Here is a 26,101-nt window from a genome sequence, read left to right on the forward strand (position 1 = left end):
TGGCATGCCTGGCGCAAAGGGCTTGCGGTACGCTGGGAACCCTTGCTTATTTGTGCATATCGCCAGGAGATTTCCATGTCATCGCAAACAGCCCAGCCCGTCGTCGGCCTGATCGGGGTCGGCCTGATGGGCCACGGCATCGCCCGCAATGTCGCCGCCAAAGGCTTTCAACTCTATGTGCTGGAGCACCCCGGCAACCAGCCATTGACCGAACTGCTGAGCCTGGGCACGCGCACCTGCCAAAGCCCGGCCGAGCTGGCCAGCCACTGCGATGTGGTCATCCTCTGCGTGACGGGCTCGCCCCAGGTCGAAGCGGTGCTGACCGGCGAGCAAGGCCTGCTGTCGGCGCTGCGCTCCGGCACCGTGGTGATCGATTGCTCGACCGCCGTGCCCGCATCGACCGTGCGCATGGCCCAGGCCGTGCAGGCTGCGGGCGGCAAGTTCATCGATGCGCCGATGACCAAGACCTCCAAGCAGGCGCATAACGGCCAGCTCAATTTGCTCGTCGGTGGTGATGCGGCCGTGCTGGCCCAGGTGCAACCGGTGCTGGCCACCTTCACCAGCCAGGTCACCCATGTGGGCGCACTGGGCGACGGCCACCGCATGAAGCTGCTGCACAACTTTGTCTCCGTGGGCCAGATGAGCCTGCTGGCCGAGGCCACCGCCTGCGCGCGCAAACAGGGCATGGACATGCAGGCCTTCCACAGCGTGCTGGCGGCTGGCGGCGGCGCAGGTGTGGCGCTGGACCGTCTGCAGTCCTATATCCTGGCCGATGACCCCTCGGGCATCGCGTTCTCGATCTCCAACGCCGCCAAGGATTTGAGCTACTACGCCACGATGGCCCATGATGCGCAGGCGCCCAGCCTGATTGCCGATGCGGCTGCGACCACCTTGCAGGACCAGGTCCAGGCCCGGCATGGCGATGCCATGCTGCCGGCCTTGATCGGCTTGCTGGCCAAGTCCTGATTATTCAGCGCGGGGCTCGCGTCCCATCAGCGCCTGCACCACATCGGGGGCGGACAGGCTGCCGTCGAGCAAGGCCACGACGGCGGCCGTGATCGGCATCTCCACGCCCAGCTTCTGGGCGCGCTGCAGCACCGTGCGGGCGCTGTAGACGCCTTCGGCCACATGGCCGAGTGACTGCACCGCCTGCTCCAGGCTCTGGCCCTGCGCCAGCAAGAGGCCGATCTTGCGGTTGCGCGACAGGTCGCCGGTCGCCGTCAGCACCAGATCGCCCAGGCCCGACAGCCCCATGAAGGTATCGGTCTGCGCGCCCAGCGCCACGCCCAGGCGCGTCATCTCGGCCAGGCCGCGTGTTACCAGCGCCGCGCGGGCATTCAGCCCCAGGTGCAGGCCATCGCAGAGGCCCGTGGCAATGGCCAGCACGTTCTTGACGGCGCCACCCACCTCCACCCCGCTGATGTCCTCATTGGCATAGACGCGCAGGTTGTCGCCATGGAAGGCCGCCACCAGCGCATCGCGCACATCGCCATGGCGGCTGGCGGCCACCAAGGCGGTGGGCTGGTGCTGGGCCACTTCCTGCGCAAAGCTCGGGCCGCTCAGCACGCCGGCATGCAGCGCCGGCGCCACCTGGGCGCAGACCTCGTTGCCCAGCAGCCCATGGCTGCCGGCAGCGGCATCGGCCGGCACGGCTTCAAAACCCTTGCTGAGCCAGGCCACCGGCACCTGGCAGTCGCGCAGCATGGTGAGGCCACTGCGCAGCGCTGCCATTGGCGTGCCCAGCACGATCAACTCAGACTGGGCCACCAGGGGCTGCAGATCGCCGCTCGTCACCTCCAAGGCATCGGGTAAGCGGATGCCTGGCAAATAGCGCTGGTTCTCACGGCTGGTTTGCAGCTGGCCCGCCTGCTGGGCATCGCGCGCCCACAGCTGCACGCGGTGGCGTGCGGCCGCATGCATGGCCAAAGCCGTTCCCCAGGCACCGGCGCCAATCACCAAGATCTTCATAGCCACAATCCCTTCTCACATCAACTCAAACGGCGGCGCTGCCTGCAGCTGCTTGCCCAGCAGATACAACAAAGGCCTTGCAACCGAGACTGCAAGGCCCTTGCGTTGGCAGCAAGCGATTACTGGGCCAGTGCGGCACCTGCGCCAGCGCCATTGGCCTGGGCTTGTTGCTGTTCGTACATGGCCTGGAAGTTGATTTCCGCCAGGTGCACGGGCGGGAAGCCGGCGCGGGTCACGATGTCTGCCACGTTGCCGCGCAGGTAAGGGTAGACGATCTGTGGGCAAGCCACGCCGATCACGGCACCCATCTGGTCGTCAGGGATGCCACGGATCTCGAAAATACCGGCTTGCTTGGCTTCCACCAGGAACACGGTCTTGTCTTCGATCTTGGTCTGCACGGTGGCGGTCACCGCCACTTCGAAAATGCCATCGGCCACCGGGGTGGCTTCCACGCCCAGCTGGATGTCCACGCTAGGCTGGGTTTGCTCCAGCAAGATGGCTGGCGAGTTGGGCTGCTCCAGCGATGCGTCCTTCAGGTACACGCGTTGAATTTGGAACACGGGATTTTCTTGATCCGCCATGGTTGTCTGTCTTTCGCTAGAAAAAGGAATGGAGTGCAGCTGCGATGCCGCCCGGTGTGCGCGCCCCTCGCATGCAGCCTGCCATTATGCAATGGCAAAGTGTCAGCAAGGAAAAGCCCGGGCGCCCGCTGGCCTTCAGGGGAAAGCGCGCGGCTCAGGCTTGGAGCAAGGGGGTCAGCTCACCGCGCTGGTCCAGCGCAATCAGGTCATCGCAGCCGCCGACATGGGTCGCACCAATGAAGATCTGCGGCACGGTGCGGCGGCCGGTGGTCTCCATCATCACCGCGCGCTGGGCCGGATCGGTGTCGATGCGGATTTCTTCAATCTGCTCCACGCCTTTGGCTTTGAGCACTTGCTTGGCGCGAATGCAGTAGGGGCAGACGGCGGTGGTATACATCTTTACAGCTTGCATCGGAGTGTCCTGCGGCGGCGGCCTGCACGAGGCCGCCGCTCTGTAGTGGGTGTCTAAAGCCAGTATCTGGGGCCGTAAACCCCAAAAATCAAGCCTTCTTGAGCGGCATGCTGGCAGCGCGCCAGCCCTTCATGCCACCGGCCAGGGCCTGCACATTGGTGTAGCCCAGCTTCTTGGCCACGGCCACGGCACGCTGCGAGCGCTGGCCCTGTGCGCACACAAGGATCAGCGGCAAGGCCTTGTTCTTGACGACGGAGGGCAGCTGCGCTTCGAGCTGGTCCAGCGGCACATTCTTGGCATTGGCGATATGGCCGGCGCTGAATTCCTGCGCGTCCGACACATCCACCACCACGGCTTTTTCGCGGTTGATCAGTGCCACGGCGTTGGCGGGGCTGAGCGTGCCGCCGCCCATGTTCTTCATGGCGGGCATCATCAGCATCGCGCCCGAGCCCAGTACCAGCACGATCAGATACCAGTTGTCGATCAGAAAGTTCACACAAGTCCCTTGTCAAAAAATGCTCAAACAGCCGCATATTCTAAAAGGGCCACCATGCCGCTGCGCGGCAAAAGCCTTTAGCAGCACCCCCAACGCGCACCAGGCGCCGCCTGGCAAGCTCTGCAAGCGCCCTGGGATTTAAGCCTGCCTCTACAATCGGCGCCATTGTGAATGCGGCGGGCTGCCCCGGGCCCCAAGCGCCTCCCGCCAGCGACACGCACCGATTTTTGACTATCGCACGAGGATTGCATGTACAAGCTTGTCCTGATTCGCCATGGTGAATCGACCTGGAACCTGGAAAATCGCTTCACCGGCTGGACCGATGTGGACCTGACCGACACCGGCGTGGCGCAAGCCAAGCAGGCGGGCCAATTGCTCAAAGCCGAGGGCTATGACTTCGATGTGGCCTATACCAGCGTGCTCAAGCGCGCCATCCGCACCCTGTGGCACACCTTGGACGAGATGGACCGCACCTGGTTGCCGGTGCAAAAGTGCTGGCAGCTCAACGAGCGCCACTATGGCGCGCTGCAAGGCCTGAACAAGGCCGAAACCGCCAAGAAGTTTGGCGATGAGCAGGTGCTGGTCTGGCGCCGCAGCTATGACACGCCGCCACCGGCGCTGGAATCCGGCGACCCACGCTGCGAGAAGACCGACCGCCGCTACGCCGGCGCTGCCGACCAGGTGCCGCTGACCGAATGTCTCAAGGATACCGTCGAGCGCGTCGTGCCCTTCTGGAACGAAGCGATTGCCCCAGCCATCCAGCGCGGCGAGCGTGTGGTGATTGCCGCCCACGGCAACTCGATCCGCGCGCTGATCAAGTACCTCGATGGCGTCTCCGACAGCGACATCGTGAACCTGAACATCCCCAACGGCATCCCGCTGGTCTATGAGCTGGACGCCAACCTGAAGCCGCTGCGCCACTACTACCTGGGTGACGCCGAAGCCGCTGCTAAGGCTGCTGCGGCCGTTGCCTCGCAAGGCAAGGCCTAAAACCACGGGCTGCCCGCCACCCACGGGCGGCCCTGCAAGCCCTAACGGGAACTACTGCCTGCGCCAGGAGTCCGAGCCAGGCAGCCCCGGGCTATAGACAAGGCAGGGGGCGCCTCGCCAGCCCGGCAAAAGCCAGCGCCATTCGGTCAGAGCTGGTGCCTGCCCGGACCGGAAGGCGGAGCGAAACGATCGCTGTCAGCCGCCGCCGCATGCCAGCGCCAGTGGGCAGCTACCGAAAGTAAATACTTGTCTTAGCACTCGAAAACGGCTGCTGCGCTGCACCAGTGCAGGCGCTTGGGTGTATATTGGCACGCTATAGAAAGTTGTGAGCATATGGGCCAAAAATTGAAGATTGCCGGTTGGGTTTCACTGGGCGTGGTCGCCGGCGCGCTCACCACTGTGTCTTTGCAGACGGTCGCAAGGGGCGTGATGTCCCCCATGCCGCTGGAAGAAATCCAACAGCTGTCGGCCGTGTTCGGCCTGATCAAGACCGACTATGTCGAGCCGGCCGATGACAAAAAGCTGATCACCGATGCCATCTCCGGCATGGTCTCCGGGCTCGATCCCCACTCGCAGTACTTCGACAAGAAGTCCTTCCGCGAGTTTCAGGAAGGCACCAGCGGCAAGTTCGTCGGTGTCGGCATCGAGATCACCCAGGAAGACGGCCTGATCCGCATCGTCTCGCCCATCGAAGGCTCACCCGCTGACCTGGCCGGCCTCAAGACCAATGACCTGATCACCAAGATCGATGACACGGCGGTCAAGGGCCTGTCGCTCAACGATGCCGTCAAGCGCATGCGCGGCGAGCCCAACACCAAGGTGGTGCTGACGATTCTGCGCAAGGACGAGAGCCGCAGCTTCCCCGTCACGATCACCCGTACCGAGATCAAGACCCAGTCCGTCAAGGCCAAGATGGTCGAGCCGGGCTACGGCTGGGTGCGCGTCTCGCAGTTCCAAGAACGCACCGTCGACGACTTTGTGCGCAAGGTTGACGACCTGTACAAGCAGGACCCGAACCTGAAGGGCCTGGTGCTGGATCTGCGCAATGACCCCGGTGGCCTCCTGGATGCGGCCGTCGCCATCTCGGCCGCGTTCCTGCAGCCGAATGTGACCGTGGTGACCACCGACGGCCAGCTGGCCGAGAGCAAGGCGATCTTCCGCGCCTCGCCCGAGTTCTACGCGCGCCGCGGCAGCGATCCGATCAAGTCGCTGCCCGCTGCCATCAAGAACATTCCGCTGGTGGTGCTGGTCAACGAAGGCTCTGCCTCCGCATCCGAGATCGTCTCGGGCGCACTGCAGGACCACAAGCGCGCCACCATCATGGGCGCCCAGACCTTTGGCAAGGGCTCGGTGCAGACCGTGCGCCCCCTGGGTCCGGACACCGGCATCAAGCTGACCACGGCGCGCTACTACACGCCAAGCGGCAAGTCGATCCAGGCCAAGGGCATCGTGCCCGACATCATGGTCGACGAGTCGGCCGAAGGCGATCTGTTCGCTGCGCTGCGCACCCGCGAAGCGGATCTGGAAAAGCACCTCTCCAGCGGCCAAGGCCCCGAAGTCAAGGACGAAGCCCGCGAGAAAGCCCGTGAAGCGGCGCTCAAGCGCCTGGACGAAGAGAGCAAGAAGCCCGCCTCCGAGCGCCGTCCGCCCGAGTTCGGCTCGGACAAGGACTTCCAGCTGCAGCAGGCCTTGCACCAGCTCAAGGGCGAGCCCGTGCAGGTCAGCCAGACCAAGACCGAGCGCCCGGCCGAGAAAAAGGACGAGGAAAAGACCAGCACGAGCGACAAGCCCGCAGAGTCGACCACGGACGACACCAAGCTGCCGCCCGCAACCGAGCCCAAGAAGTAAAGCCCCAGCATCCAGCCCTTTCGAGGCTGCGTCACAAGGCCGCAAGCAGAGTTCCTGCTGCGGCCTTTGTTTTTTTCCGACAATAGGCCCATGAACGACGAGCAACTATTGCGCTACTCCCGCCATATCTTTCTGGACGAGATCGGCATCGAAGGCCAGGAGGCCATCCTCGCCGCCCATGCGGTGGTGATTGGCGCAGGCGGCCTGGGCAGCCCGGCTGCGATGTACCTGGCCTCGGCCGGCGTGGGCCACATCACCCTAGTCGATGACGATACGGTGGACCTGACCAATCTGCAGCGCCAGATTGCCCATACGACCGAGCGCGTGGGCCAGGCCAAGGTCAGCTCCTGCGCGGCCAGCCTGCAGGCGATCAATCCGCATATACAGGTTCATACCGTGCAGGAACGCGTCGATGCCAAGCGGCTGCAGGCGCTGGTGGCCGATGCCACGGTGGTGCTGGACTGCACCGACAACTACCGCACGCGCCAGGCCATCAATGCCGCCTGCGTGGCGCTGGCCAAGCCCTTGGTGAGCGGCGCGGCCATCCGCTTTGATGGCCAGATCAGCGTGTTTGACCGGCGCCGTGAAGGCGCTGCCTGCTATGCCTGCCTGTTCTCACCCGAGGAACAGTTCGAGGAAGCGAGCTGCTCGACCATGGGGGTATTTGCCCCCTTGGTGGGCATCATCGGTACCATGCAGGCTGCAGAGGCGCTCAAGCTCATTGCCGGCATTGGCCGCAGCCTCGACGGCCGGCTGATGATGCTCGAGCTCAAGGACATGGAATGGAGCACGATGCGGATCAGCCGCAACCCCCAGTGCCCCGTCTGCGGCCAGCAACACGCTTGATGCAGAGGCGCTCAAGCTCATTGCCGGCATTGGCCGCAGCCTCGACGGCTGGCTGATGATGCTCAAGCTCACGGACATGGAATGGAGCACGATGCGGATCAGCCGCAACCCCCAGTGCCCCGTCTGCGGCCAGCAACACGCTTGATGCAGAGGCGCTCAAGCTCATTGCCGGCATTGGCCGCAGCCTCGACGGCTGGCTGATGATGCTCAAGCTCACGGACATGGAATGGAGCACGACCGGCCAGCAACACTCTTGATTTAGCGCATTGTTATTTGTTTTTTATATAGAATAATAGATAAAAAATACGCCTACGAGGTCTTGTCCTACTTACGCCATCCTTTCAGACCGATGGCGTGCGCATGGCTTGTTGCTATCATTGTTACGGTAAGACACACCCGTGTAGCCGTATATGCATCGCCGTTTGAAAACTTATCTGGTTGAAGACAACAAGACCATCCGCGACAACCTGATAGCCACGTTGGAAGACCTGGCCCAGGTGGAAACCGTGGGGCATGCCAGCACCGAATCTGACGCTACCAGCTGGCTCAGCAATCCTTCGACGGACTGGGATCTGGCGGTGGTCGACATCTTCCTGCTCGAAGGCAGCGGCCTGGGCGTGCTGGAAAAGCTCCAGGAACGCGCGCCGCACCAGCATCTGGTCATTCTCAGCAACTACGCCACGCCCAGCATGCGCGAGCGCTGCGCCCAGCTGGGCGCCAACCGGGTGTTCGACAAGTCCGAAGACATCGACGCGCTGATCGACTACTGCGTGGAGCGCACATCACAGCTGCAGTGAGCGCCCCCATGTTGCCCCGCAGGCAACCACAAAAAAGCGGCCCGGGTAGGCCGCTGGTTTTGCAGAGGTTCGCTCGCTCAGTCAATCAAGCCATTTTTCAGCGCGTAGTAGGTCAGGTCGCTGTTCGATGCCAGGCCCATCTTCTCCATCAAACGCGTGCGGTAGGTGCTCACGGTCTTGACGCTGAGCGACAGCTGGTCAGCGATATTGCCGGCTGTCTCGCCCTTGGCAAGCTTCAGGAACACCTGAAATTCGCGCTCCGAGAGCTGCTCGTGCGGCGGTGCGTCTTCCTTGCGGTGCAGCTGCTGGGCCAGCAGATCGGCCACGGCCGGCGTCAGGTAGCGCTTGCCCAGCGAGATGGTGCGCAGCGCCTCGACAATCTCGGACGGGTCGCATTCCTTGTTCAGGTAGCCGCTGGCACCCTGGCGGATCAGGTTGATCGCGTAGTGGGCCTCGGGGTAGCCGCTCAGGATCAGAATGCCCATATCGGGCGCCTTGGCGCGCAGCATGGCCAACGCATCGATGCCGCTCTGGCCGGGCATGGACAGGTCCATGATCAGCACGTCGATCTCTTCCTTGCGCACCAGGTCGATGGCTTCACGGCCGTTGGCCGCCTCCCCCACGACGCGCAGGTCGACATGCTCGGCCAGAAATTGCTTGAGGCCCGAGCGCACAATCGCGTGGTCATCGACGATACCAACTTTAATCATATATCCCCTCATGCAGCGCAAACTGCAGCACCGGCCCAATGCAGGCGCTGCCCGAAGTTTGCTCTATTATCACTCGCATAAACCAAATACCATCAAAAAAGGAAGCTCCATGCGTTGGTCTCGCTTGCGCAAATGGGCCATCAGTTTGCCAGCCGCCTTTTTGGCCGCTGCCGTGCTGATCGGCATCAACGAAGCTGGTTACTACCGCTCGCACGATTCGCTGCAGAACCTCACGGTCACCTACCAGACCCGCACCACCCTGGACAAGCTGATGCAGCAGGTCGTGGATGCGGAAACCCATGCGCGCGGCTATCTGCTGAGCGGCGAGGACAGCAATCTGTCGGCCTACCAGCAGGCCTGCACCAACGTCAACAACGCCGTCGATGAGCTGCGTGCCATCTACAGCGTCTTCCCCGAAGACCTGCAGACCTCGTCGATGCTCGGCCGTGAAGTGGCCAAGCGCCTGAGCCAGATGGACACCAGCATTGCACTGCGCCGCCAGGGCCTCGATGAGGCCTGGCGTTTCCTCGTCAAAAGCCCGGAAGCCAAGGCCACGATGGAGAACATGCGTAGGCTCAGCAACGAGCTGGTGATCCACAGCAACGAGCGGCGCATGCACAACGAGGCCGAGATTCTCAAGTCCCTGACCCTCGCGCGCCTGGGCATTGCCATCGTCAGCATCGTGGGCCTGCTCGCGTTCTATCTCTACCTGCGCCAGTCCAACCGCCTCACTGGCCTGATGCTGCGCGAGCAGCGCATGCTGGAGGACGAGCGCGACCAACTCGAAAAGCAGGTGCGCCAGCGCACCGCCACCTTGGGCGAGCTGGCCACCCACTTGCAGCAGGTGCGCGAAGACGAACGCGCCCACCTGGCGCGCGAATTGCACGACGAGCTGGGCGCCTTGCTGACGACGGCCAAGCTCGATGTGGCGCGCCTCAAATCCAAGATCGACATGGCAGCGCCCGATGTGCAAGAGCGCATCAAGCACCTGATCGAGACGCTCAACAGCGGCATCGCGCTCAAGCGCCGCATCATCGAAAACCTGCGCCCCTCGTCGCTGTCCAACCTGGGCCTGACGGCCTCGCTGGAGATCCTGGCCAAGGAGTTTTCCGAAAGCAGCAATGTGGCCGTCGAGCTGAGTCTGGAGCAGATCAATGTGCCCGAGGCGATGCAGCTGAGCATCTACCGCCTGATCCAGGAGTCGCTCACCAATATCGGCAAGTACGCGCAGGCGCGCAATGTGCTCATCAGCCTGCAAAGCCACCCCAAGCATGTGTTCGTGCAGGTGCGCGATGACGGCGTCGGCTTCAACCCCAGCCAGGCCCATCCGAACTCGCACGGCCTGGCCGGCATGCGCCACCGCATTGAGGCGAGCGGCGGGCGGCTGCACATCGCCTCTGCCCCGCAGCAAGGCACCACCATCTCGGCCAATCTGCCGCAGAACTAAGAGGGCGCAGGCTGCGCTCCGCAGCCTCTCTGCCCACCCCTCCCTTCCCGCACAGCAAGCACCCCAGGCAGCGCGCAAAACTTCGCGCGCTGCGCTTGCTGCGCGCCTGTCAAACAGCGCCTCAGCCCCTGCGCATCAGCGCATCGCGGGAGCTGTCCTACACCTGTTCTTCGCACCTACTGGCAAGGCTGCATGCGGGCAGCGGCCAGAATGCAGTCATTGCTCGCACCTTCTTGCACAGCAAACAACATGAGGAGAAAAATATGCTGCATTACGCTGTTGTCTTCCTGGTCATTGCACTGATTGCGGCCGTCTTCGGCTTCGGTGGTATCGCGGCCAGTGCGGTTGGCATTGCCAAGATCCTGTTTGTGATTTTTATCGTGCTGGCTGTCGCATCGTTCCTGATGGGATTGTTGAAGAAGTAGCACTTTGACAACCCTTGAACCTGTGCTCACCACACGATACATTTATCTGGTACGCGCAGGTCAACGTACACTGCAAGATCTTCATTGAACATCATAGAAAGAGGCTATTTCATGGATACCGAAAAAATTGCCAAGGACGCTGTGGACAAAGTGGAAGACACCGCCAACGACGTGCTCGATGGCGCTGAAAAGGCGGTGGGCCACACGCGCCGTGCCGTGAAGTCCGCGGCCAACAAGGCCGAGCGTGCCATCGATGAATACGGCCATGAAAAGAACCATTCCATCGATCACATTGCCTCCCGTGCACAGGACTGGGCTGAGCGTGGCATTGGCCTGGCGGCTGACTCTTCGCACCGTGCCCGTGAGCAGTTCTACCGTGCCCAGGAGCGTGCCAACGAGTACGTCTCCGACCAACCGGGCAAGTCGATGGCGATTGCGATGGCAGCAGGTGCCGCCTTGGCAACCCTGGTCATCATGGCAACCCGCCGTCGCGACTGATTTTCAAGTATCTATCGGCATACAACGGATAAGTGCGGTGCAGATGCCGATCGATTTTCAAGCACCCTAACAACACTTTGCGAGGAAACAAAAATGAAACTCTCCCGTACTATCGCTATCGCTGCTTTTGCTGGTGCAACCCTGGTGATGGCCACTGGCTGCTCCGTGGCTCGCAAGCAAGAAACCGTGGGTGAATACATCGATGGCTCCGCTGTGACCACCGCTGTCAAGGCCAAGCTGGCTGAAGACAAGGACACCTCGGCCAGCTCCATCAATGTCAAGACCATGGACGGCGGCATTGTTCAGCTGTCCGGTTTTGCCAAGTCGCAAATGGAAAAGGACCGTGCCGGTCAGATCGCTCGCGGCGTCAAGGGCGTGACCGAAGTGCGCAACAGCCTGATCGTCAAGCAATAAGCTGCGCGAGCCTGGCTCACCAAAAACCAGCTGGTGCATGCCAGCTGGTTTTTTTTCGTCCCTGAAAGCAGGCCTCGTCCGACCTGGGAGCCATGGTCAATTGCGCAGCGATGCGTTAAGCTTGATTGATGCGTCTTTTCCACTGCGACCAATGCGGTCACCTGGTTTTTTTTGAGAGCGTGCACTGCGTCAATTGCGGCGCCACGCTCGCCTACCTGCCCGACTGCGACGACGTCGGGGCCATGGCAGCAGTGAAGGCGGACGGTACAGCACCTGCGGCCGGCGAGCCAGCCCCCTTGTGGCAACGCATTCCCTCCAAGGCGACCTACAGCAGCCAGCGCTACCGCATGTGCGCCAACCGCGACCAGTACCAGGCCTGCAATTTTGCGATTCCGGCCGGCGAGTCCAACCACCTTTGCAGCTCTTGCCGCCAGACACTGGTGCTGCCCGATCTCTCGGTCGCGGGCAACACCTTGCGCTGGCAAAAGCTGGAGAGCGCCAAGCGGCGCCTCTACGTTACGTTGGCGCGCCTGGGGCTGCACCCCGATCAGCCGAGCTGGACGCCCCACTACCAGTTCCTCGCCGATGTGCCCGACCAGCCGGTGATCACCGGCCATGCCGATGGGCTCATCACCATCAACATCGCAGAGGCCGACGATGACGAGCGCGTGCGCCGCCGCGTGGCCCTGCACGAGCCCTACCGCACCTTGCTGGGCCATCTGCGCCATGAGTCGGGCCATTTCTTCTGGGACAAGCTGGTGCGCGACGGCGGCGAGCTCGACAGCTTTCGCCAGCTCTTTGGCGATGAGCGCCAAAGCTATGCGCAGGCGCTGCAGGACTACTATGCCAACCCGCCGGGTTACTCGCAGTGGAGTGCGCAATTCGTCAGCGCCTATGCGAGCGCGCACCCCTGGGAAGACTGGGCCGAATCCTGGGCCCACTACCTGCACATGGTCGACATGCTGGAAACCGCAGCCAGCTACCAAACCGATCTGACGATGGCCGAAGGCCGCCCCTCGGTCACCATCAGCGACCCCTTTGTCCGGCCGCCTCCGCGCTTTGAAGACATGGTCGCGCAGTGGGTGCCGGTGACCTTGCTGCTCAACAGCCTCAACCGCAGTTTGGGCCAGCAGGATGCCTACCCATTTGCGCTATCGGCCGGAGCGCTGCAAAAGCTGCGCTATGTACACGACATTGTGCGGCGGCCCCACCCGCTCGAGAGTGGCCGCCCACCGGTGATGCACCAGCACTGAGCGGCTGCGCGCCGACATCAGGCCTCTTCGGCCCGGCGCTGCGCCACCTTGCGCTGCAGCTCCTGCGTGACATAGGGCGAGACAAACTTGTCGACCTCGCCGCTGAGCATCGCGATCTCGCGCACAAAGGTGCTGCTGATGAACTGGTAGCGGGTGCTGGGCGTCAGGAACACCGCTTCCACATCGGGCATCAGCGAGCGGTTCATGCCAGCGAGCTGGAACTCGTAGTCAAAGTCGGTGACCGCACGCAGGCCACGCACAATCGCATTGCCGCCTTGCGCGACAACAAAATCACGCAGCAGGCCCGAATAGCTCTCGACCCGCACGCTGGGGTAGTGCTTGACCGCTTCGCGCGCCATGTCCATGCGCTCCTTGAGCGAGAACATGGTCTTTTTGTGGTGGCCTTCGGCCACGGCCACAATCACATTGCCAAACAGCTGGTAAGCCCTGCGCACCACGTCTTCGTGGCCCAGGGTCATGGGATCAAAGGTGCCTGGGTAGATGGCCAGTGTCATGTCTGTCTCCTGCAAAGCATCATCGTTGGGCCAGTCTCCTGGCGCATTGCAGCGCAGCATAAACCATTTCTGCCACCACCCCTCCAGCGGGCAGGCATTCCCGTTCAGTCGGCTGCGGCCTCAGCCTTCTTCAGCAAATGCGCATGCACGGCGCCCGCCTTCAGGTAGCGGTGGCGCACCAGGCCCAGCTCGGCCAGGGCCTCGTCGCTCCAGGCTTCGGGGGCTTCGAGGTAGATGAAGCCCTGCGCCGTCACCGCCGCCTGCGCCGCCTTGAGCGCTGGCACAAACAGCTGGCCGGAGAACGGCGGGTCCAGAAAGACCAGGTCCCAGTGCGCGGTGTAGGCCTGCAGCGCAGCCAGCGCATCGCCCCGGCTCACCTCCACCTGCGTAGCGCCCAGCTTCTGCGCCAGCTGCTTGATCTGCGCGGCCAGTTGCACATCGGACTCGACCATGCGCACCTGGGTTGCGTTGCGCGATGCGGCCTCCAGCCCCAGCGCGCCGGTGCCGGCAAAGGCATCCAGGCAGCGCCAGCCGGCCAGGTCCTGGCCCAGCCAGTTGAACAAGGTCTCGCGCACGCGGTCGGGCGTGGGCCGCAGATCGGGGCGGGTCAGCACCGCCAGCTTGGTGCGGCGCCACTGGCCGCCAATGATGCGGATCTCGCCGGCAGCGGACGCTGCCACGCGGGCGGCATTGCCGGTGTTGCCGGTCGTGCCGCGCTTGCGGGCGGGCGCCGCGTCAGGCACGGCCTCGGCCGCAGCGGCTGCTTTTTGCACCAGGGCGCGCAACGCGCCCTCGCTTTTGATGGCACTGCGTCCCATTATGGTTTTGCTCCCAAGACCACGGTCACTTGCTTGTCGGGCTGCACCATGCGCGCCATGGCCTTGCGCACATCGTCAGCGCTGAGGGCTTCGACCCGGTCCGTCCAGTGGTCCAGGTAATCGAGCGGCAGGCCATTCCAGGCGATATTGGTCACATTGCCCAAGAGTTTGGCGTTGCTGTCCACGCGCAGCGCAAAGCCGCCAATCAGGTTGTCCTTGGCATCGCGCAGCTCCTCGGCGGTGGGGCCCTTGGCGATGAAATCGCTCAGCACCTCGCGCGTCACCTTGAGTGCCTCGGCTGCCTGGTCAGGCCGGGTCTGCAAACCGATCTGGAACGCGCCCGCATCCAGCCCCGGGTTGAACGACGAGTACACGCCATACACCAGGCCGCGCTTTTCACGCACCTCTTCCATCAGGCGCGACGCGAATCCGCCGCCGCCCAGAATATGGTTGCCCACCAGCACCGCCAGAAAATCCGGGTCGGCGCGGGGGATGCCGGGCTGGCCCAGCAGCACCTGGGCCTGGGCCGAGTCAAATGCGATCTGGATGTCATCGGCCTTGGCCAGCGGCTGCACGGCCGGCACCTGGGCTGGCGCCGCGCACTGCGCCTTGGGCGTGGCCGGTACCTGGGCCAGCAGGCGCTTGACCAGCGCATCGGCCTGGGCCTTGTCCAGCGCGCCCACCAGCGTCACCTTGGCGCGGCAGGCATCGACCGAGCGCGACAGGTACTGCTGCATCACCGCCGGGCTGATCCGGGCCAGGGTTTCTTCCGTGGCACGCTGTCCGTAAGGGTGGCTGCCAAACACGGCCTGGTTGAAGGCGCGGCCCGCTACCACCGCTGGGCGCGTATTGCCCTCCTTGATCGCGGCATTCCAGCGCTCGCGCTCGCGCTGCCAGACAGCGTCGTCATAGCTGGGCTGGGCCATCTGGCGTGCCGCCAGGTCAGCGGCGCGGCCCAGCAGGCTGCTATCGGTCAGCGAGCGCAACGAAAAGGTCAGCGCATCGCTGCTGGCGCCGGCGCCAAAGCTGGCACCCAGATCGGCCCAGGCTTCGCCAACGGCGTTCTCGTCGAGCGCAGGCGCGCCGGCCCGGGCCTTGACGCCCTTGGAGGCCATCATGGCCGCGGCGCTCGCCAGGCCTGCCTGGTCTGCCGGATCGCGCCGGCTGCCGGCATCAAAGTTCAGCTGCACATCCACCATCGGGATCGTGGGGCTGTTGACCAGCCAGACCTGGGCGCCGCTGTCCTGGGTCCAATGCTCGATGGGCAGCAAGGCCCAGGCCGAATGGGAGGCCAGCAAGGCGGCTGCGCCGCCGACCAGTGTTTTGCAAAAAGAGGTTCGCATGGGTATCTCTGCTAGCCAGGGCCCGCTGCCATCTGCGGCAGGCCCTGGTAAAAACAATCGTTGGCGGGTGCGCCAAGCCGCGCATCCGCCGCGAGGTGGTGGTCAGTGCACCGCCCCGTCCTTGGTCGCGGCACCGCTGCGCTTTTGCGCGGCGCGGTCGGCATCGGTCAGCGGCTGGGGTACCAGGGTCGCCACCGTCATCTGGTCATCGCCAAAATAGCGCGCAGCCACCGACTGCACCTGCGCGGCCGTCACCGTTTTCATCAGCGCCAGCAGCTTGTCGTTGGCATCGAGCGGCAAGCCCAGCACCCAGTTGGAGCCCAGGTCATTGGCCTGGCCAAAGACCGAGTCACGCTCATAGACGGTAGAGGCCTGCCACTGGGTGCGCACCCGCTCCAGTTCGGCCTCGCCCACGCCTTCCTTGGCCACGCGCGCCACCTCGGCACGCAAGGCCGCCTCGACCTCCTTGGCGGTCTTGCCTTGCGAGGGCACGCCGCCCAACAAGAAGGTCGATGGCCCCCGGTTGACCACGCTGGCACCGCTGAAGGTGGCATCGGCCACGCGGCCGGGGCCCTGGGTCAGCTGGCGGTCCAGGCGCGCGCCGTCATAGCCACTGAGGACAGACCCCAGCATCAACAGCGCCATCGCATCCTTGTCGCTGTCCTTGGGCTCTACCAGGTTGCGCAGGTCGGGCACCTTGAAGCTCATCACCACATAGGCCTGCTCGGCAGGCGCTTTGTAGTCGAGCCGGCGCTCGCCCTTTTGCAGCGGCTCGGGCCGGGGCTTGCGCTCCGGCAAGGCACGCGCTGGAATGCTGCCGTAGTATTTCTCGGCCAGCGCGCGCACCTTGTCCACATCCACATCGCCAGCGACCACCACCACGGCGTTCTCCGGCACATACCAGGCCTTGTGGAAGGTGCGGGCATCATCGGGGTGCATGGAGTCGAGGTCGCCCATCCAGCCAATCACCGGGCGGTGGTAGGGCGAGGCCTGCCAGGTTGCGGCATTGAGCTGCTCCATCAGGCTGGCGCGCGGGTTGTCATCGGTGCGCATGCGCCGCTCTTCCTTGATGACCTCGATCTCTTTCTTGAACTCGCTGTCGGGCCACTGGTTGTTGGCAAAGCGGTCCGACTCCAGGCGCATCACCTCTTCGAGCTTGCCCGACGGAATCTGCTGGTAGTAGCCGGTGTAGTCGCGGTTGGTAAAGGCATTGTCCTGACCGCCGAGCGCTGCGACCTTGCGCGAGAAATCGCCGGGCGCCACAGTGGCCGTACCCTTGAACATCATGTGCTCGAGCGCATGGGCCAGGCCCGAGCGGCCGTCGACCTCGTCCATCGAGCCCACGCGCACCCAGACCATGTGCACCGCCGTGGGCGCGCGCTTGTCAGGCTGTACGATCAGACCCATGCCATTGGACAGTTGGAACTGCTGGGCACCAGCAGAATTGGAGGCGATGGCAGTGGTGGGCACAGGCGATGCAGCCCAGGCTGGAGAAGCCCCAGCGCCCAGGGAGGCCATCAAGGCCAGCAAAATGGTGGAACGTTTCATAAAATAGGCTGATTCTACGTAGCGCACAATGTTCAGTTTTTTCAAGAAAAAATCTCCCGCTGCCGACGCAGCCCCCAGCCCTTCCGCCGCCGAGCCAGCGCCTGCGCCCGCTCCAGCGGCTGATGTCCCGCCGCCCGCACCCCAGGTGCCCAGCGCGCCGGTGACCCCGATCCCCCCTGTGGCCGCAGAGCCCGCCAAGACGGGCTGGCTGCGTGGCCTGGGCATGGGTGGCAAGGCCGCAGCCCCGGCGCCCACGGCTGCAGAAACGGTCACGAAAAACCCAGTTACACAAGCCCCGCAGGCGCCGGTAGCTCCTATCACTATAGCACCCGAGCCCGCAGGCAGCCGCGACAGCTGGATGAACCGCTTGAAGAGCGGTTTGCGCAAAACCGGCTCCAGCATTGCGACGGTCTTCACCGGCACCAAGATCGACGAGCAGCTCTACGAAGAGCTCGAAGAGGCGCTCTTGATGGCCGATACCGGCGTCAAGGCCACGCAGCATCTGCTCGATGACCTCAAGCAGCGCGTCAAGGACAGCAAGACCACCGACCCCGCTGCCGTGAAAGAGCTGCTCGCCAGCGCGCTGGCCGATCTGCTCGCGCCACTGGAGAAACCGCTGGTCATTGGCGAGCACAGCCCCACCGTCATCATGGTGGCCGGTGTCAATGGCGCTGGCAAGACCACCTCGATCGGCAAGCTGACCAAGCACCTGGCCGATGCCGGCCAGAGCGTGCTGCTGGCGGCGGCCGACACCTTCCGCGCTGCGGCGCGTGAGCAGCTGGGCGTCTGGGCCACCCGCAACACCGTCGAGATCATCAGCCAGGAAGGCGGCGACCCCGCGGCCGTCAGCTTTGATGCCGTGACCGCCGGCAAGGCCCGGGGCAAGGATGTCGTGCTGGTGGATACTGCCGGGCGCCTGCCGACCCAGCTGCACCTGATGGAAGAGCTCAAGAAAATCAAGCGCGTCGTCACCAAGGCCGATGGCAGCGCGCCGCACGAGGTGCTGCTGGTGATCGATGGCAACACCGGCCAGAACGCGCTCAACCAGGTGCGTGCCTTTGACGATGCGCTGCAGCTGACGGGTCTCATCGTCACCAAGCTCGACGGCACGGCCAAGGGCGGCGTGCTGGCGGCCATCGCGCAGGAGCGCCCGATCCCCGTGTACTTCATCGGGGTCGGTGAAAAGGTCGAAGACCTGGAAACCTTCAGCGCCAAGGAGTTTGCCCAGGCGCTGCTCGCCTGATCGCCCAGCAGCCCCGTCGCAGGTCCAAGCCCTGCCCTCTGGCGCAGGGCTTTTTTTGCGCTCGCGTCATTGTAGTTTCATGCAATCTTGTTATTTTTTGCACTTCCTGGTGAAAACATGCATTCACCACATCGGCCTTGACGGCAGGAGGTTTCATGAAAATAGCAAGCTTGCGGCAGCTGTGTGCCGCCGGGCTCTGGGCAGTCAGCGGACTGGCCCTGGCCCAAACGGTGGTCTTTAGCGAGAACTTTGACGCGGCTGGCGCAGACGCACCTGCCGGCCTGGGCACGACAGGCCCGGCCGGCTGGACGCTGCGCCTGGAGAACGCCGAGACGGTGGCCACCAGTGGCCGCTCCAGCGCCGCCAAACTGCCCTGGCTGGGCTGGAAGTTTGTCACGCCCACTTACTGGACCGCCCAGGTCTCGGGCGGGGAGCGCGCCAAGCTGACCAAGGCCAGCGGCAAGATCGCGGTGGCCGAATCCGACGGCCTGCGGCCCACCAGCGGTCTGTTCTTCAACACCGTGATGGAAAGCCCCAGCATTGCGGTGCTGGGCGGCGGCAGCTACGCGCTGGGCTTTCTCAACCATTTCCAGATGGGTGGTACCAAGAAGGAAAGCATCAAGGTCGAGGCCGTCTTTGATGACAGCAGCGTCCAGACCCTGCTGCATGAGACCAGTGCCTCGCGCCTGAACCAGACTGAGAGCCTGGCCTTCAGTGCCCCGGCCGGCGCCAAAAAAGTCAGCCTGCGCTTTAGCTACCTGAACACCGACAACAACTGGTACTGGGGCCTCGATGACGTGGTGCTGACGCAAACCAGCAGCGAACCAGTCAAGCCCTTTGACCCCGCCAAGCTGCCCAGCACCGCCAATGCACCGGCGCTGACCGTGGGCCCGACCTTGCAAAACCCCGGCCCCGACCACATGGCCGTGATGCTGGAGACCAGCGAGTCGGCCCCCACCATCTGGTGGCGCCTGGCCGGCAGCACGGGGCCTTACACCTTGGCGCCCGCCATCAACCCGGTGGGTGACTTTGCCGACAGCAGCATCTTCTTTGCCGATATCGCCGGCCTGCAATCGAACACGCTCTATGAGTACGCGGTGGTCACCGGCACCAGCGCAGCGCCCAAGCTGGCTGGCCCCTTTCAGTTCAAGACCTGGCCACGCGAGGGCGATGGCGTCACTGCCGCCAAGTTCGCCGTGGTCTCGGACACCCAGGATGGCCTGGCCAACCGCCTCAAGAACATCACCCAGGGCGTGATCAACAACGACTGCGCGGGCTCTGCTGCCCAGTGCGCACAGAATCTGGCCGGCTTCATGGTGCCCGGCGACCTGGTTGGTTCGGGCGGTACACGCAGCAACTGGAAAGACCAGTTCTTCGGCCCGCTCGCCGCCATCACGGCCTATGTGCCGCTGATCCCCTCGCCCGGCAACCACGAGTACTTTGGCGGCGAGCAGGCCAGCGCCGGCAGCGAGAAAAGCTGGGCCAAGACCTACCGCAAGTACTTCAACCGCATGCCCGCCAATGGCTCGGAAAAACACCCGCTGCACTGGTACCAGCTGGACTACCTGGGCATGCGCATCGTCGGCAGCGATTTCAACCCCGCCTCGGCCATGCACAACACCGGCGGCTGGACCGGCTATGACAACGGCCGGGGCCTCTTCCGCGCCGACTACATGCAAGAGCACCTGAACTGGTTTACCGGCCTGATGGCCCAGACCCGTGTGGACAAGAAGCCCTATATGGTGCTGCTCAACCACCACCCTTGCCTGAGCGAGAAATGGCGCCAGGGCGAGGTCATGGCCACCTGCGACTTCATCTCCCAGATGGAAGACTATGGCCGCACGACCGGCGCCATCACCGCCAACTTGAACGGCCATGTGCACTTCTATGAGCGCGGCAATTCGATGAACAGCCGCCACCTCTGGCTGAATGTGGCCTCGGGCAGCGGCACACTGGAAGGCGCCAAGCAAGACGACGACAGCGACCTGGACGTCATCGCCAACACCAAGCTCAGCTTTGGCTACGGCACCTTGGAAGCCAGCTTTGGCAGCGCCACCCCCGCCCTGACCTGGAAGCGCTACGACCTGAGCGGCTCCAACACCAGCAGCACGCCAGACGACAGCATCGCGATCACCAGCCAGGCCTGGTCCCTCAAGCCCGAGCTGGTCCAGGCCAAGCTTGGCCAGGTCGATCCAACCAGTCTGCAGCTGGCCTACCGCACAGGCGCAGGCCCGGCGCTCTATGAGGCGCAATGGCAGGTCTCCAAGGACCCGCAGTTTGCCGCCGGCCAACCGGTCTACGACGTCTGGGGCAACGACACCCGCAGCGAGAACTGGACCTACCTGAACGGTGTGCGCGTCAACACACAAAAGGATGCCGATATTGCGACCTTGCCGCTGGGCCAGCTGCTGGCCAACCCCAAGCGCGTCTACCCGAATGTGGATGCGGGCACGGCACGCGGCAAGCTGACCAGCGCCATCATTGCCGGCGGCAACAGCCTGCGTGACCGCTGGAGCTGCGGCTACAAGTGGGATGAAGACGGTGACAGCGGCGCTGAGCGCCAGGGCGGCCGCCAGTGCTATGCGCAGCTGGCCAAGGCCGATGGCAGCAAGGGCTCGGCCTGGGACCCTTTCCAGGGCCAGGCTCCGCAGGTGCTGCAGCTGGGCCAGGATGAGCGCTGGTACTGGCGGGTGAGGGTGCGCGATACGCACCTGAACTGGTCCGACTGGAGCGCCACCGGCTCCTTCGAGCTGGGCAACCCTGCGCCTGAACCCGAGCCACCGGTGCAAGACCTGATCGACACCCAGCTGCCCACGCCCGGCGGCAACCTGCCCGCGATGGCCCTGAACATCCAGGCCGCCACCCGCTGCGACCAGTCCAACGCCAGCGTCAGCGCCGTGCCTGCGGGCCTGCTGCCCGCCGGCCTGAAAGCCGCCACCGGTCTGCTGTCCTTCACACTCTCGGGCTGCGCCCATGAAGGCTTCAGCGCCCAGGTCCGGCTGGAGGTGCCCGCCGGCCTGCCCGCCAACAGCCGCGTCATGAAGGTGCACACCGCAGCTGACGGCAAGCGCCAGGTCAGCGAGATCGCCGGCGCCAGCATGGCCGGCGGCGTGGTGCGCTACACCGTGACCGACGGCGGCCCGCTCGACGAAGACGGCCTGGTCAACGGCGCCATCGTCGATCCGGTGCTGGTCGCCGTGCCTGCCGATGTAGTGGTGCCGCCATCGCAAGCGGCAACGCCCGTGCCCACCAACCAGCCGCTGGCCCTGCTGCTGGTGTCGATGCTGCTGATGGCAGGCGCTGCGCTCGCGCGTCGTCAACGCTGATTGGCAGCCTCCGGGCCCTCTGCACCACCTTCTGCCCTTGGGCATGGGTCTTGCAGAGGGCCTTTTTGATTACACACGGCCGTCAAGGCCGTTACTGCAAAATAGCGCAGGCCGCGCTGCCGGCCTGCCCTTGAAGGAAACGCATCCATGCTGCAAGAAGACCGCTTTGTCCGCATCCAGTCGCTGCTCGCCTCGATCGACCGGCTCAGCACCGACCGACTCATCCAGGACATGCAGGTCTCCCGCGAAACGGTACGCCAGGATTTGCTGGCGCTCGAATCCATGGGCCTGGTGCGGCGCGTGCACGGCGGCGTCGCCCGCGTCACGCAGGATGAGCCCCCTTTTGTGCAACGCCAGGCGCTGCGCGTGGCCGAGAAGCGCGCCATCGCCAAGGCAGCGGTCAAACGCCTGCAACCGGGCCAGATGGTGTTTATCGATGCCGGCACCACCACCGCCATCCTGGCCGAAGAGCTCAGCCTGATCAGCCGCCTGGTCGTGGTCACCAACTCCATCACCGTCGCCCTCAAGCTCGCTGGCACCCAGGCGCCCGCTGGCACGGCCAACCGCATGCGCGTGGTGCTGCTGGGCGGCGATACCAACCCCGAGATCCCCTGCACCTATGGCGAGGTCACCCTCAACGAGATCCGCCGCTACCGCGCCGATGTCACCCTGCTCTCGCCGGTGGGCATTAGCGCCGAGGATGGCGTGACCTTTGGCAACGAGCATGAGGCCAGCCTGGCCAGCGCCATGGCCGAGCAGTCTTCGTCCATGCTGGTGCTGGCCGACTACAGCAAGATAGGGCTGCGCAGCCGCTACGCCGTCGCCTGCCCACCCGCCCAGCAGACCCTGATCACCAATGCCCACCCCGCCAACACCGAGGCCTTGGCAGCGCTCGGCGCCCAGGGCGTGGCTGTGCTGCCCGTGTGATCGGGCTGACCAGACGCCGTAGCCCTTCACACCTGCAGCGCAGCGCCCACTTCCGCCGCGACCCAGGCCGCATAGGCGGGGCTGGCCGCGCTCTCTCCCCATAGCCACTGCGGCAGCGCATAGGGGTGCAGCGGCAGCAGCAAACGCTGCAAGGCCAGCAGACTGGGGGGCGTGGTCTTCCAGGTAATGCGCCATTCATCGGCCTGCTGCAACTGACCGTCCCACCAGTAGTGCGAATGGATTTTCTCGACCTGGGCGCAGGCCGCCAAGCGGGCCTGCACGCCCGCCTGGGCCAGCGCATGGGCCGCCGCCTCACTGTCTACCGTCGTGCTCGCCCATGCCACCAGGTAGTGGCCGGCGGGGCCGGGGTTCATGGCCAAGGGATGCATCATTCAACTCCATGATTTTTATCAAACACGCTGCAGTTCAAAGGCTGCTCTACAGCGTAAAAACACTGAGAATATATCCAGATTTTTTAGTTCCCTGCACGGAACTTATCCACAGACTTCCCACTCCAACTGCCCTGAAAGCGGAAAGAGGTGTCAGACAGCGCCCTGCCAGCCGCTATGGCCACGATAAAGAAATGTGAATAGCATCAAAATCAGGAGCAAGCTATTCTTTATCGGCGCCAATCCCCGCCATTCTTAGTTGAAACTTAAACCCGAGATTACTGCACCGCAGCATGGGAACTCCCACAGCATCAAGGGACTCCTACCGGTGTTACTATGTATCGCATAGACGAAAGGACTTCTAGCGTGACAACTCATTCTGGAGCCGCCACCATTTCTACCGCATTGGCTCCTGCAAACCCATGGTCGTTGGTACCACCCCTGGGCAATCTGGACGCGTACATCACTGCGGTCAACCGCATCCCGATGCTCACCCCCGAGGAAGAGCTGGGCTATGCGAAAAAACTCAAGGAAAACGGTGATGTCGAGGCCGCCGGCCGTCTGGTGCTCTCGCACCTGCGCCTGGTGGTATCCATCGCCCGCCAGTACATGGGCTACGGCCTGCCGCATGGCGATCTGATCCAGGAAGGCAATGTCGGTCTGATGAAGGCCGTCAAGCGCTTTGACCCGGACCAGGGCGTGCGCCTGGTCAGCTACGCCATGCACTGGATCAAGGCCGAGATCCACGAATACATCCTGAAGAACTGGCGCATGGTCAAGGTGGCCACCACCAAGAGCCAGCGCAAGCTGTTCTTCAACCTGCGCTCGATGAAGCAGGGCTTCAAGGCCGAAGCGGGCATGGAAGACGGCGCGATGCAGCGCGAGACGCTCTCCGAGAGCGAAATCGACGCAATGGCCGCGCACCTGAATGTCAAGCGCGAAGATGTGATCGAGATGGAAACCCGCTTGTCGGGCGGCGATGTGCTGCTCGATCCGAGCCCCTCCGATGACGGCGAGCAGGCCTATGGCCCGATCGCTTATCTGGCCGATGCATCGCATGAGCCAACGGCCATGATCGAGTCGCGCCAGCGCGACTACCTGGCCACCGATGGCATTCAGGAAGCGCTGGCTACCCTGGACGAGCGCAGCCGCCACATTGTGGAAGAGCGCTGGCTCAAGGTGAACGACGATGGCTCGGGCGGCATGACCTTGCATGATCTGGCTGCGGTGTATGGCGTCAGCGCCGAGCGGATTCGCCAGATCGAATCTGCGGCCATGAAGAAAATGCGCAAGGCCTTGGCCGAGTACGCTTAAGCCGTATTGCAACGATCTGCTATCGCAGCACACACCCGCATCGCAATTGGCGATAATCAAAGCGCACATGCCTTCTGGCCTGTGCGCTTTTTTATGGCCCGTATGAGCCCGGCGGACGTACAGACGGATAAACCTCCACCCATGCGGGCAGCCATGCGAATCTGGAGCTTTTATGCATTTTTCCCTGTCCCGCCGCTGCCTGGTGGCAGCCACCTTGGCCACCCTCGCCAGCACCGGCGCCCTGGCTGCGGACAACTGGCCGAGCAAACCCCTGCACCTGATCGTGGGCTTTCCGGCGGGATCCTCACCTGACCTGACCGCCCGCGCGCTGGCCGAGCCGCTGGAAAAGGCCCTGGGCCAACCCATCATCGTCGAGAACAAGGTTGGGGCTGGCGGCAACATCGCCGCCGAATACGTGGCGCGCGCCACCGACGGCTACACCTTCAGCGTGATGATCAACGGCAATATGACGATTGCCAAGCTGCTCAACCCCGCGATCCGCTACGACCCGCTGACCGATCTGCAGCCGGTCGGCCTGATTGGCGTGGCCCCGCTGGTGCTGGTGGCGCCGGCCAAGGCGCCCGAAGGCAAGGCCTTTTTTGAGGCAGCCAGCCAGGCGGGCAGCAGCTGGAGCTATGGCTCGCCCGGCGTGGGCACCATCGGCCACCTGGGCATGGAGCTGCTCAAGAGCCGCGCCAAGATCAAGCCCGAGCACATCCCCTACCCCGGCTACCCGCAGGTATTCAACGGCATCCAGGGCGGCGATCTACAGCTCTCGATGCTGCCACCGGCGCTGGCGATGAACCAGATCCAGGCCGGCAAGCTGCGCGGCATTGGCGTGAGCTCGGCCGCCCGCAGCCCGCTGGCCCCCGGCCTGCCCAGCCTCAAGGAGCTGGGCATTGCCAACTACGATATGGAAATCTGGAACGCCGTGGCCGCCCCCAAGGCCATGCCCAAGGCCCATGTCGACAAGCTCGCCGCCGCCGTCGGCGAGATCGTGCGCAGCCCCGAGATGCGCCAAAAGCTCGCCCTGCAGGGCTGGCAGGCCGTGGGCAGCTCGCCCGAAGGTCTGAAGAACCGCATTGATGCCGATGTGAAGGCGCTGGGCGCCATCATCAAAGAGCAGAACATCCGCGCGCAATGACGGCCGCCCAAGTCTTCACCGATCTCAGCGCCTGGCAGGTCATGGCCTGGGGCCTCGTGTTCTTCAGCGCGCTGTACCTGATCGGGGGACTGGGCATGACGGCGCTCACCGGCTTTTTGCAAAAGCGCGGCATCGGCCGGGTGCTCGATACCCGGCCGCTCAAGCCCGACCAGCTGCGGCGCGAGTGGCGCCAGTCTTTTTATTCCATCCTCGTGTTTGGCCTGGGCATGGTCGTGCCCTGGGGCTTTGTGCAGCTGGGCTGGGCGCATTTCGCCGTGGCGCCCAGCGGCTGGCAGATCGCCATCGAGATCTGGGTGCTGCTGATCTGGAATGACGTGCATTTCTGGATCAACCACCGCCTGCTGCATACGCGCTGGTTCAAGCGCTTCCATGGCGACCACCACCGCTCGGTCGTCGTCACGCCCTGGTCGACCTACAGCTTCCACCCCATCGAGGCGATGATGCTGGGCAATGTGATCCTGCTGCCGATGGTGCTGCATGACTTTGCCTTCTGGTCGCTGGCCTCGGTGCCGGTGTTCAGCATCTTCCTGAACGCCGTGGGCCATGCCAATTACGATTTTTTCCCGCGCGTAGGGCCCCGCCACCCGCTGGCCGCCAGCCGCCGCCACCACCTGCACCATGCCCGGCCGGCCGGCAACTACGGCTTTGCACTGGCCTTTATGGACCGCCTGATGCGCAGCGAAGCAGACCCGCTGCCCCCGCGCCCCCCACGCCCGGCCCCAGGCCGCCCCGCTGCTTGACCCGGTTGGCATGACCCGCGACGACAGCCCACCCCTGCCCGCCACCGCCTCCCGCACACTGCCCCGGCTGCGCCACTGGCGTGACTGG

The 26,101-nt window shown here is 64.1% G+C and carries 26 protein-coding genes; 16 read left to right on the forward strand and 10 right to left on the reverse strand.

Going from position 1 to position 26,101, the window contains the following annotated elements:
* Positions 1–75 precede the first annotated feature (75 nt).
* The gene (locus WH265_RS06800) at positions 76–966 is read left to right on the forward strand and encodes an NAD(P)-dependent oxidoreductase (protein ID WP_339557761.1); all 891 of its coding nucleotides are present in this window, start codon (positions 76–78) and stop codon (positions 964–966) included.
* On the opposite strand, the gene WH265_RS06805 is transcribed toward WH265_RS06800, so the two are convergent.
* From WH265_RS06805 to WH265_RS06820, 4 genes are all read right to left on the reverse strand, one after another.
* Positions 967–1,968, reverse strand: coding sequence for an NAD(P)H-dependent glycerol-3-phosphate dehydrogenase (locus WH265_RS06805; RefSeq protein WP_339534426.1), 1,002 nt, complete (start codon positions 1,966–1,968; stop codon positions 967–969).
* Positions 1,969–2,087: 119 nt separating this feature from the next.
* A complete protein-coding gene (gene secB / locus WH265_RS06810; RefSeq protein ID WP_116924716.1) occupies positions 2,088–2,549 on the reverse strand; it encodes a protein-export chaperone SecB in 462 nt (153 codons plus the stop codon).
* Between the two features lie 154 nt (positions 2,550–2,703).
* On the reverse strand, positions 2,704–2,961 hold the full coding sequence (gene grxC, locus WH265_RS06815; RefSeq protein ID WP_021026236.1) for a glutaredoxin 3: 258 nt from the start codon (positions 2,959–2,961) through the stop codon (positions 2,704–2,706).
* 88 nt (positions 2,962–3,049) lie between these two features.
* The gene (locus WH265_RS06820) at positions 3,050–3,457 is read right to left on the reverse strand and encodes a rhodanese-like domain-containing protein (protein ID WP_021026237.1); all 408 of its coding nucleotides are present in this window, start codon (positions 3,455–3,457) and stop codon (positions 3,050–3,052) included.
* A gap of 249 nt (positions 3,458–3,706) precedes the next feature.
* Between WH265_RS06820 and gpmA the strand changes: the two genes are divergently transcribed.
* The 4 genes from gpmA (at position 3,707) to WH265_RS06845 (ending at position 7,938) form a co-directional block, all read left to right on the forward strand.
* A complete protein-coding gene (gene gpmA, locus WH265_RS06825; protein WP_021026238.1) occupies positions 3,707–4,447 on the forward strand; it encodes a 2,3-diphosphoglycerate-dependent phosphoglycerate mutase in 741 nt (246 codons plus the stop codon).
* Between the two features lie 333 nt (positions 4,448–4,780).
* Positions 4,781–6,295, forward strand: a complete 1,515-nt coding sequence (locus WH265_RS06830) for a S41 family peptidase (protein ID WP_339517374.1) — start codon at positions 4,781–4,783, stop codon at positions 6,293–6,295.
* A gap of 90 nt (positions 6,296–6,385) precedes the next feature.
* Entirely contained in the window at positions 6,386–7,141 is a 756-nt protein-coding gene (locus tag WH265_RS06835) for a HesA/MoeB/ThiF family protein (RefSeq protein ID WP_339557762.1), read from the forward strand.
* 410 nt (positions 7,142–7,551) lie between these two features.
* Positions 7,552–7,938, forward strand: a complete 387-nt coding sequence (locus WH265_RS06845; RefSeq protein ID WP_021026241.1) for a response regulator — start codon at positions 7,552–7,554, stop codon at positions 7,936–7,938.
* A gap of 77 nt (positions 7,939–8,015) precedes the next feature.
* Here the strand turns inward: WH265_RS06845 and WH265_RS06850 are convergent, their stop codons facing one another.
* Positions 8,016–8,648 carry a response regulator gene (locus WH265_RS06850; protein ID WP_021026242.1) on the reverse strand — a complete coding sequence of 211 codons (633 nt, stop codon included), beginning with the start codon at positions 8,646–8,648 and terminating at the stop codon, positions 8,016–8,018.
* A gap of 109 nt (positions 8,649–8,757) precedes the next feature.
* Between WH265_RS06850 and WH265_RS06855 the strand changes: the two genes are divergently transcribed.
* The 5 genes from WH265_RS06855 to WH265_RS06875 all read left to right on the forward strand — a co-directional run bounded on the left by WH265_RS06855 (position 8,758) and on the right by WH265_RS06875 (position 12,685).
* Positions 8,758–10,095 (forward strand): sensor histidine kinase, encoded by a 1,338-nt coding sequence (locus WH265_RS06855; RefSeq protein ID WP_027010752.1) that lies wholly within the window; start codon positions 8,758–8,760, stop codon positions 10,093–10,095.
* 263 nt (positions 10,096–10,358) lie between these two features.
* Complete coding sequence (locus WH265_RS06860; RefSeq protein ID WP_021026244.1) at positions 10,359–10,520, forward strand: DUF1328 domain-containing protein; 162 nt, start codon at positions 10,359–10,361, stop codon at positions 10,518–10,520.
* Positions 10,521–10,631: 111 nt separating this feature from the next.
* Positions 10,632–11,018, forward strand: a complete 387-nt coding sequence (locus WH265_RS06865; RefSeq protein WP_021026245.1) for a hypothetical protein — start codon at positions 10,632–10,634, stop codon at positions 11,016–11,018.
* A 93-nt stretch (positions 11,019–11,111) separates the two neighbouring features.
* A complete protein-coding gene (locus WH265_RS06870; RefSeq protein ID WP_021026246.1) occupies positions 11,112–11,432 on the forward strand; it encodes a BON domain-containing protein in 321 nt (106 codons plus the stop codon).
* Between the two features lie 128 nt (positions 11,433–11,560).
* Positions 11,561–12,685: a zinc-binding metallopeptidase family protein gene (locus WH265_RS06875; protein WP_021026247.1), complete on the forward strand. Its 1,125-nt coding sequence runs from the start codon at positions 11,561–11,563 to the stop codon at positions 12,683–12,685.
* Between the two features lie 17 nt (positions 12,686–12,702).
* Here the strand turns inward: WH265_RS06875 and coaD are convergent, their stop codons facing one another.
* From coaD to WH265_RS06895, 4 genes are all read right to left on the reverse strand, one after another.
* Entirely contained in the window at positions 12,703–13,200 is a 498-nt protein-coding gene (gene coaD / locus WH265_RS06880; protein WP_339557763.1) for a pantetheine-phosphate adenylyltransferase, read from the reverse strand.
* 104 nt (positions 13,201–13,304) lie between these two features.
* Positions 13,305–14,018, reverse strand: coding sequence for a 16S rRNA (guanine(966)-N(2))-methyltransferase RsmD (gene rsmD / locus WH265_RS06885; RefSeq protein ID WP_339534419.1), 714 nt, complete (start codon positions 14,016–14,018; stop codon positions 13,305–13,307).
* A complete protein-coding gene (locus WH265_RS06890) occupies positions 14,018–15,361 on the reverse strand; it encodes a M16 family metallopeptidase (RefSeq protein ID WP_339557764.1) in 1,344 nt (447 codons plus the stop codon). Before WH265_RS06890 ends, rsmD begins: the two co-directional genes overlap by 1 nt.
* A 102-nt stretch (positions 15,362–15,463) precedes the next feature.
* A complete protein-coding gene (locus WH265_RS06895) occupies positions 15,464–16,909 on the reverse strand; it encodes a M16 family metallopeptidase (RefSeq protein ID WP_339557765.1) in 1,446 nt (481 codons plus the stop codon).
* Between the two features lie 28 nt (positions 16,910–16,937).
* On the opposite strand from WH265_RS06895, the gene ftsY reads away from it, so the two are divergent.
* The 3 genes from ftsY to WH265_RS06910 all read left to right on the forward strand — a co-directional run bounded on the left by ftsY (position 16,938) and on the right by WH265_RS06910 (position 22,405).
* The gene (ftsY, locus tag WH265_RS06900) at positions 16,938–18,152 is read left to right on the forward strand and encodes a signal recognition particle-docking protein FtsY (protein ID WP_339557766.1); all 1,215 of its coding nucleotides are present in this window, start codon (positions 16,938–16,940) and stop codon (positions 18,150–18,152) included.
* 155 nt (positions 18,153–18,307) lie between these two features.
* A complete protein-coding gene (locus tag WH265_RS06905) occupies positions 18,308–21,478 on the forward strand; it encodes a metallophosphoesterase family protein (protein ID WP_339557767.1) in 3,171 nt (1,056 codons plus the stop codon).
* Between the two features lie 147 nt (positions 21,479–21,625).
* Positions 21,626–22,405, forward strand: coding sequence for a DeoR/GlpR family DNA-binding transcription regulator (locus tag WH265_RS06910; RefSeq protein WP_339557768.1), 780 nt, complete (start codon positions 21,626–21,628; stop codon positions 22,403–22,405).
* A 26-nt stretch (positions 22,406–22,431) separates the two neighbouring features.
* Here WH265_RS06910 and cutA read toward each other — a convergent pair whose 3' ends face one another.
* Positions 22,432–22,794: a divalent cation tolerance protein CutA gene (gene cutA, locus WH265_RS06915; RefSeq protein WP_339557769.1), complete on the reverse strand. Its 363-nt coding sequence runs from the start codon at positions 22,792–22,794 to the stop codon at positions 22,432–22,434.
* Positions 22,795–23,130: 336 nt separating this feature from the next.
* On the opposite strand from cutA, the gene rpoH reads away from it, so the two are divergent.
* From rpoH to WH265_RS06930, 3 genes are all read left to right on the forward strand, one after another.
* Positions 23,131–24,108 (forward strand): RNA polymerase sigma factor RpoH, encoded by a 978-nt coding sequence (gene rpoH, locus WH265_RS06920; RefSeq protein WP_052329887.1) that lies wholly within the window; start codon positions 23,131–23,133, stop codon positions 24,106–24,108.
* 172 nt (positions 24,109–24,280) lie between these two features.
* Entirely contained in the window at positions 24,281–25,252 is a 972-nt protein-coding gene (locus WH265_RS06925; RefSeq protein WP_182345104.1) for a Bug family tripartite tricarboxylate transporter substrate binding protein, read from the forward strand.
* Positions 25,249–26,013, forward strand: coding sequence for a sterol desaturase family protein (locus WH265_RS06930; protein WP_339557770.1), 765 nt, complete (start codon positions 25,249–25,251; stop codon positions 26,011–26,013). The genes WH265_RS06925 and WH265_RS06930 overlap by 4 nt, the downstream gene beginning before the upstream one ends.
* The last annotated feature ends 88 nt before the right edge of the window (positions 26,014–26,101 follow it).

This window comes from Comamonas sp. MYb396 (assembly GCF_037479555.1).
Lineage (GTDB): Bacteria > Pseudomonadota > Gammaproteobacteria > Burkholderiales > Burkholderiaceae_C > Comamonas.

Coding starts and splice junctions, on each gene's coding strand:
- coaD (WP_339557763.1), bottom strand. CDS start 13,200: ATGACACTGGCCATCTACCCAGGCACCTTTGATCCCATGACCCTGGGC.
- WH265_RS06845 (WP_021026241.1), top strand. CDS start 7,552: ATGCATCGCCGTTTGAAAACTTATCTGGTTGAAGACAACAAGACCATC.
- WH265_RS06830 (WP_339517374.1), top strand. CDS start 4,781: ATGGGCCAAAAATTGAAGATTGCCGGTTGGGTTTCACTGGGCGTGGTC.
- WH265_RS06930 (WP_339557770.1), top strand. CDS start 25,249: ATGACGGCCGCCCAAGTCTTCACCGATCTCAGCGCCTGGCAGGTCATG.
- gpmA (WP_021026238.1), top strand. CDS start 3,707: ATGTACAAGCTTGTCCTGATTCGCCATGGTGAATCGACCTGGAACCTG.
- ftsY (WP_339557766.1), top strand. CDS start 16,938: ATGTTCAGTTTTTTCAAGAAAAAATCTCCCGCTGCCGACGCAGCCCCC.
- WH265_RS06835 (WP_339557762.1), top strand. CDS start 6,386: ATGAACGACGAGCAACTATTGCGCTACTCCCGCCATATCTTTCTGGAC.
- WH265_RS06870 (WP_021026246.1), top strand. CDS start 11,112: ATGAAACTCTCCCGTACTATCGCTATCGCTGCTTTTGCTGGTGCAACC.
- WH265_RS06805 (WP_339534426.1), bottom strand. CDS start 1,968: ATGAAGATCTTGGTGATTGGCGCCGGTGCCTGGGGAACGGCTTTGGCC.
- WH265_RS06875 (WP_021026247.1), top strand. CDS start 11,561: ATGCGTCTTTTCCACTGCGACCAATGCGGTCACCTGGTTTTTTTTGAG.
- rsmD (WP_339534419.1), bottom strand. CDS start 14,018: ATGGGACGCAGTGCCATCAAAAGCGAGGGCGCGTTGCGCGCCCTGGTG.
- cutA (WP_339557769.1), bottom strand. CDS start 22,794: ATGCATCCCTTGGCCATGAACCCCGGCCCCGCCGGCCACTACCTGGTG.
- WH265_RS06850 (WP_021026242.1), bottom strand. CDS start 8,648: ATGATTAAAGTTGGTATCGTCGATGACCACGCGATTGTGCGCTCGGGC.
- grxC (WP_021026236.1), bottom strand. CDS start 2,961: ATGCAAGCTGTAAAGATGTATACCACCGCCGTCTGCCCCTACTGCATT.
- WH265_RS06925 (WP_182345104.1), top strand. CDS start 24,281: ATGCATTTTTCCCTGTCCCGCCGCTGCCTGGTGGCAGCCACCTTGGCC.
- WH265_RS06855 (WP_027010752.1), top strand. CDS start 8,758: ATGCGTTGGTCTCGCTTGCGCAAATGGGCCATCAGTTTGCCAGCCGCC.
- WH265_RS06860 (WP_021026244.1), top strand. CDS start 10,359: ATGCTGCATTACGCTGTTGTCTTCCTGGTCATTGCACTGATTGCGGCC.
- WH265_RS06895 (WP_339557765.1), bottom strand. CDS start 16,909: ATGAAACGTTCCACCATTTTGCTGGCCTTGATGGCCTCCCTGGGCGCT.
- WH265_RS06800 (WP_339557761.1), top strand. CDS start 76: ATGTCATCGCAAACAGCCCAGCCCGTCGTCGGCCTGATCGGGGTCGGC.
- WH265_RS06905 (WP_339557767.1), top strand. CDS start 18,308: ATGAAAATAGCAAGCTTGCGGCAGCTGTGTGCCGCCGGGCTCTGGGCA.
- WH265_RS06865 (WP_021026245.1), top strand. CDS start 10,632: ATGGATACCGAAAAAATTGCCAAGGACGCTGTGGACAAAGTGGAAGAC.
- WH265_RS06910 (WP_339557768.1), top strand. CDS start 21,626: ATGCTGCAAGAAGACCGCTTTGTCCGCATCCAGTCGCTGCTCGCCTCG.
- WH265_RS06890 (WP_339557764.1), bottom strand. CDS start 15,361: ATGCGAACCTCTTTTTGCAAAACACTGGTCGGCGGCGCAGCCGCCTTG.
- rpoH (WP_052329887.1), top strand. CDS start 23,131: ATGTATCGCATAGACGAAAGGACTTCTAGCGTGACAACTCATTCTGGA.
- secB (WP_116924716.1), bottom strand. CDS start 2,549: ATGGCGGATCAAGAAAATCCCGTGTTCCAAATTCAACGCGTGTACCTG.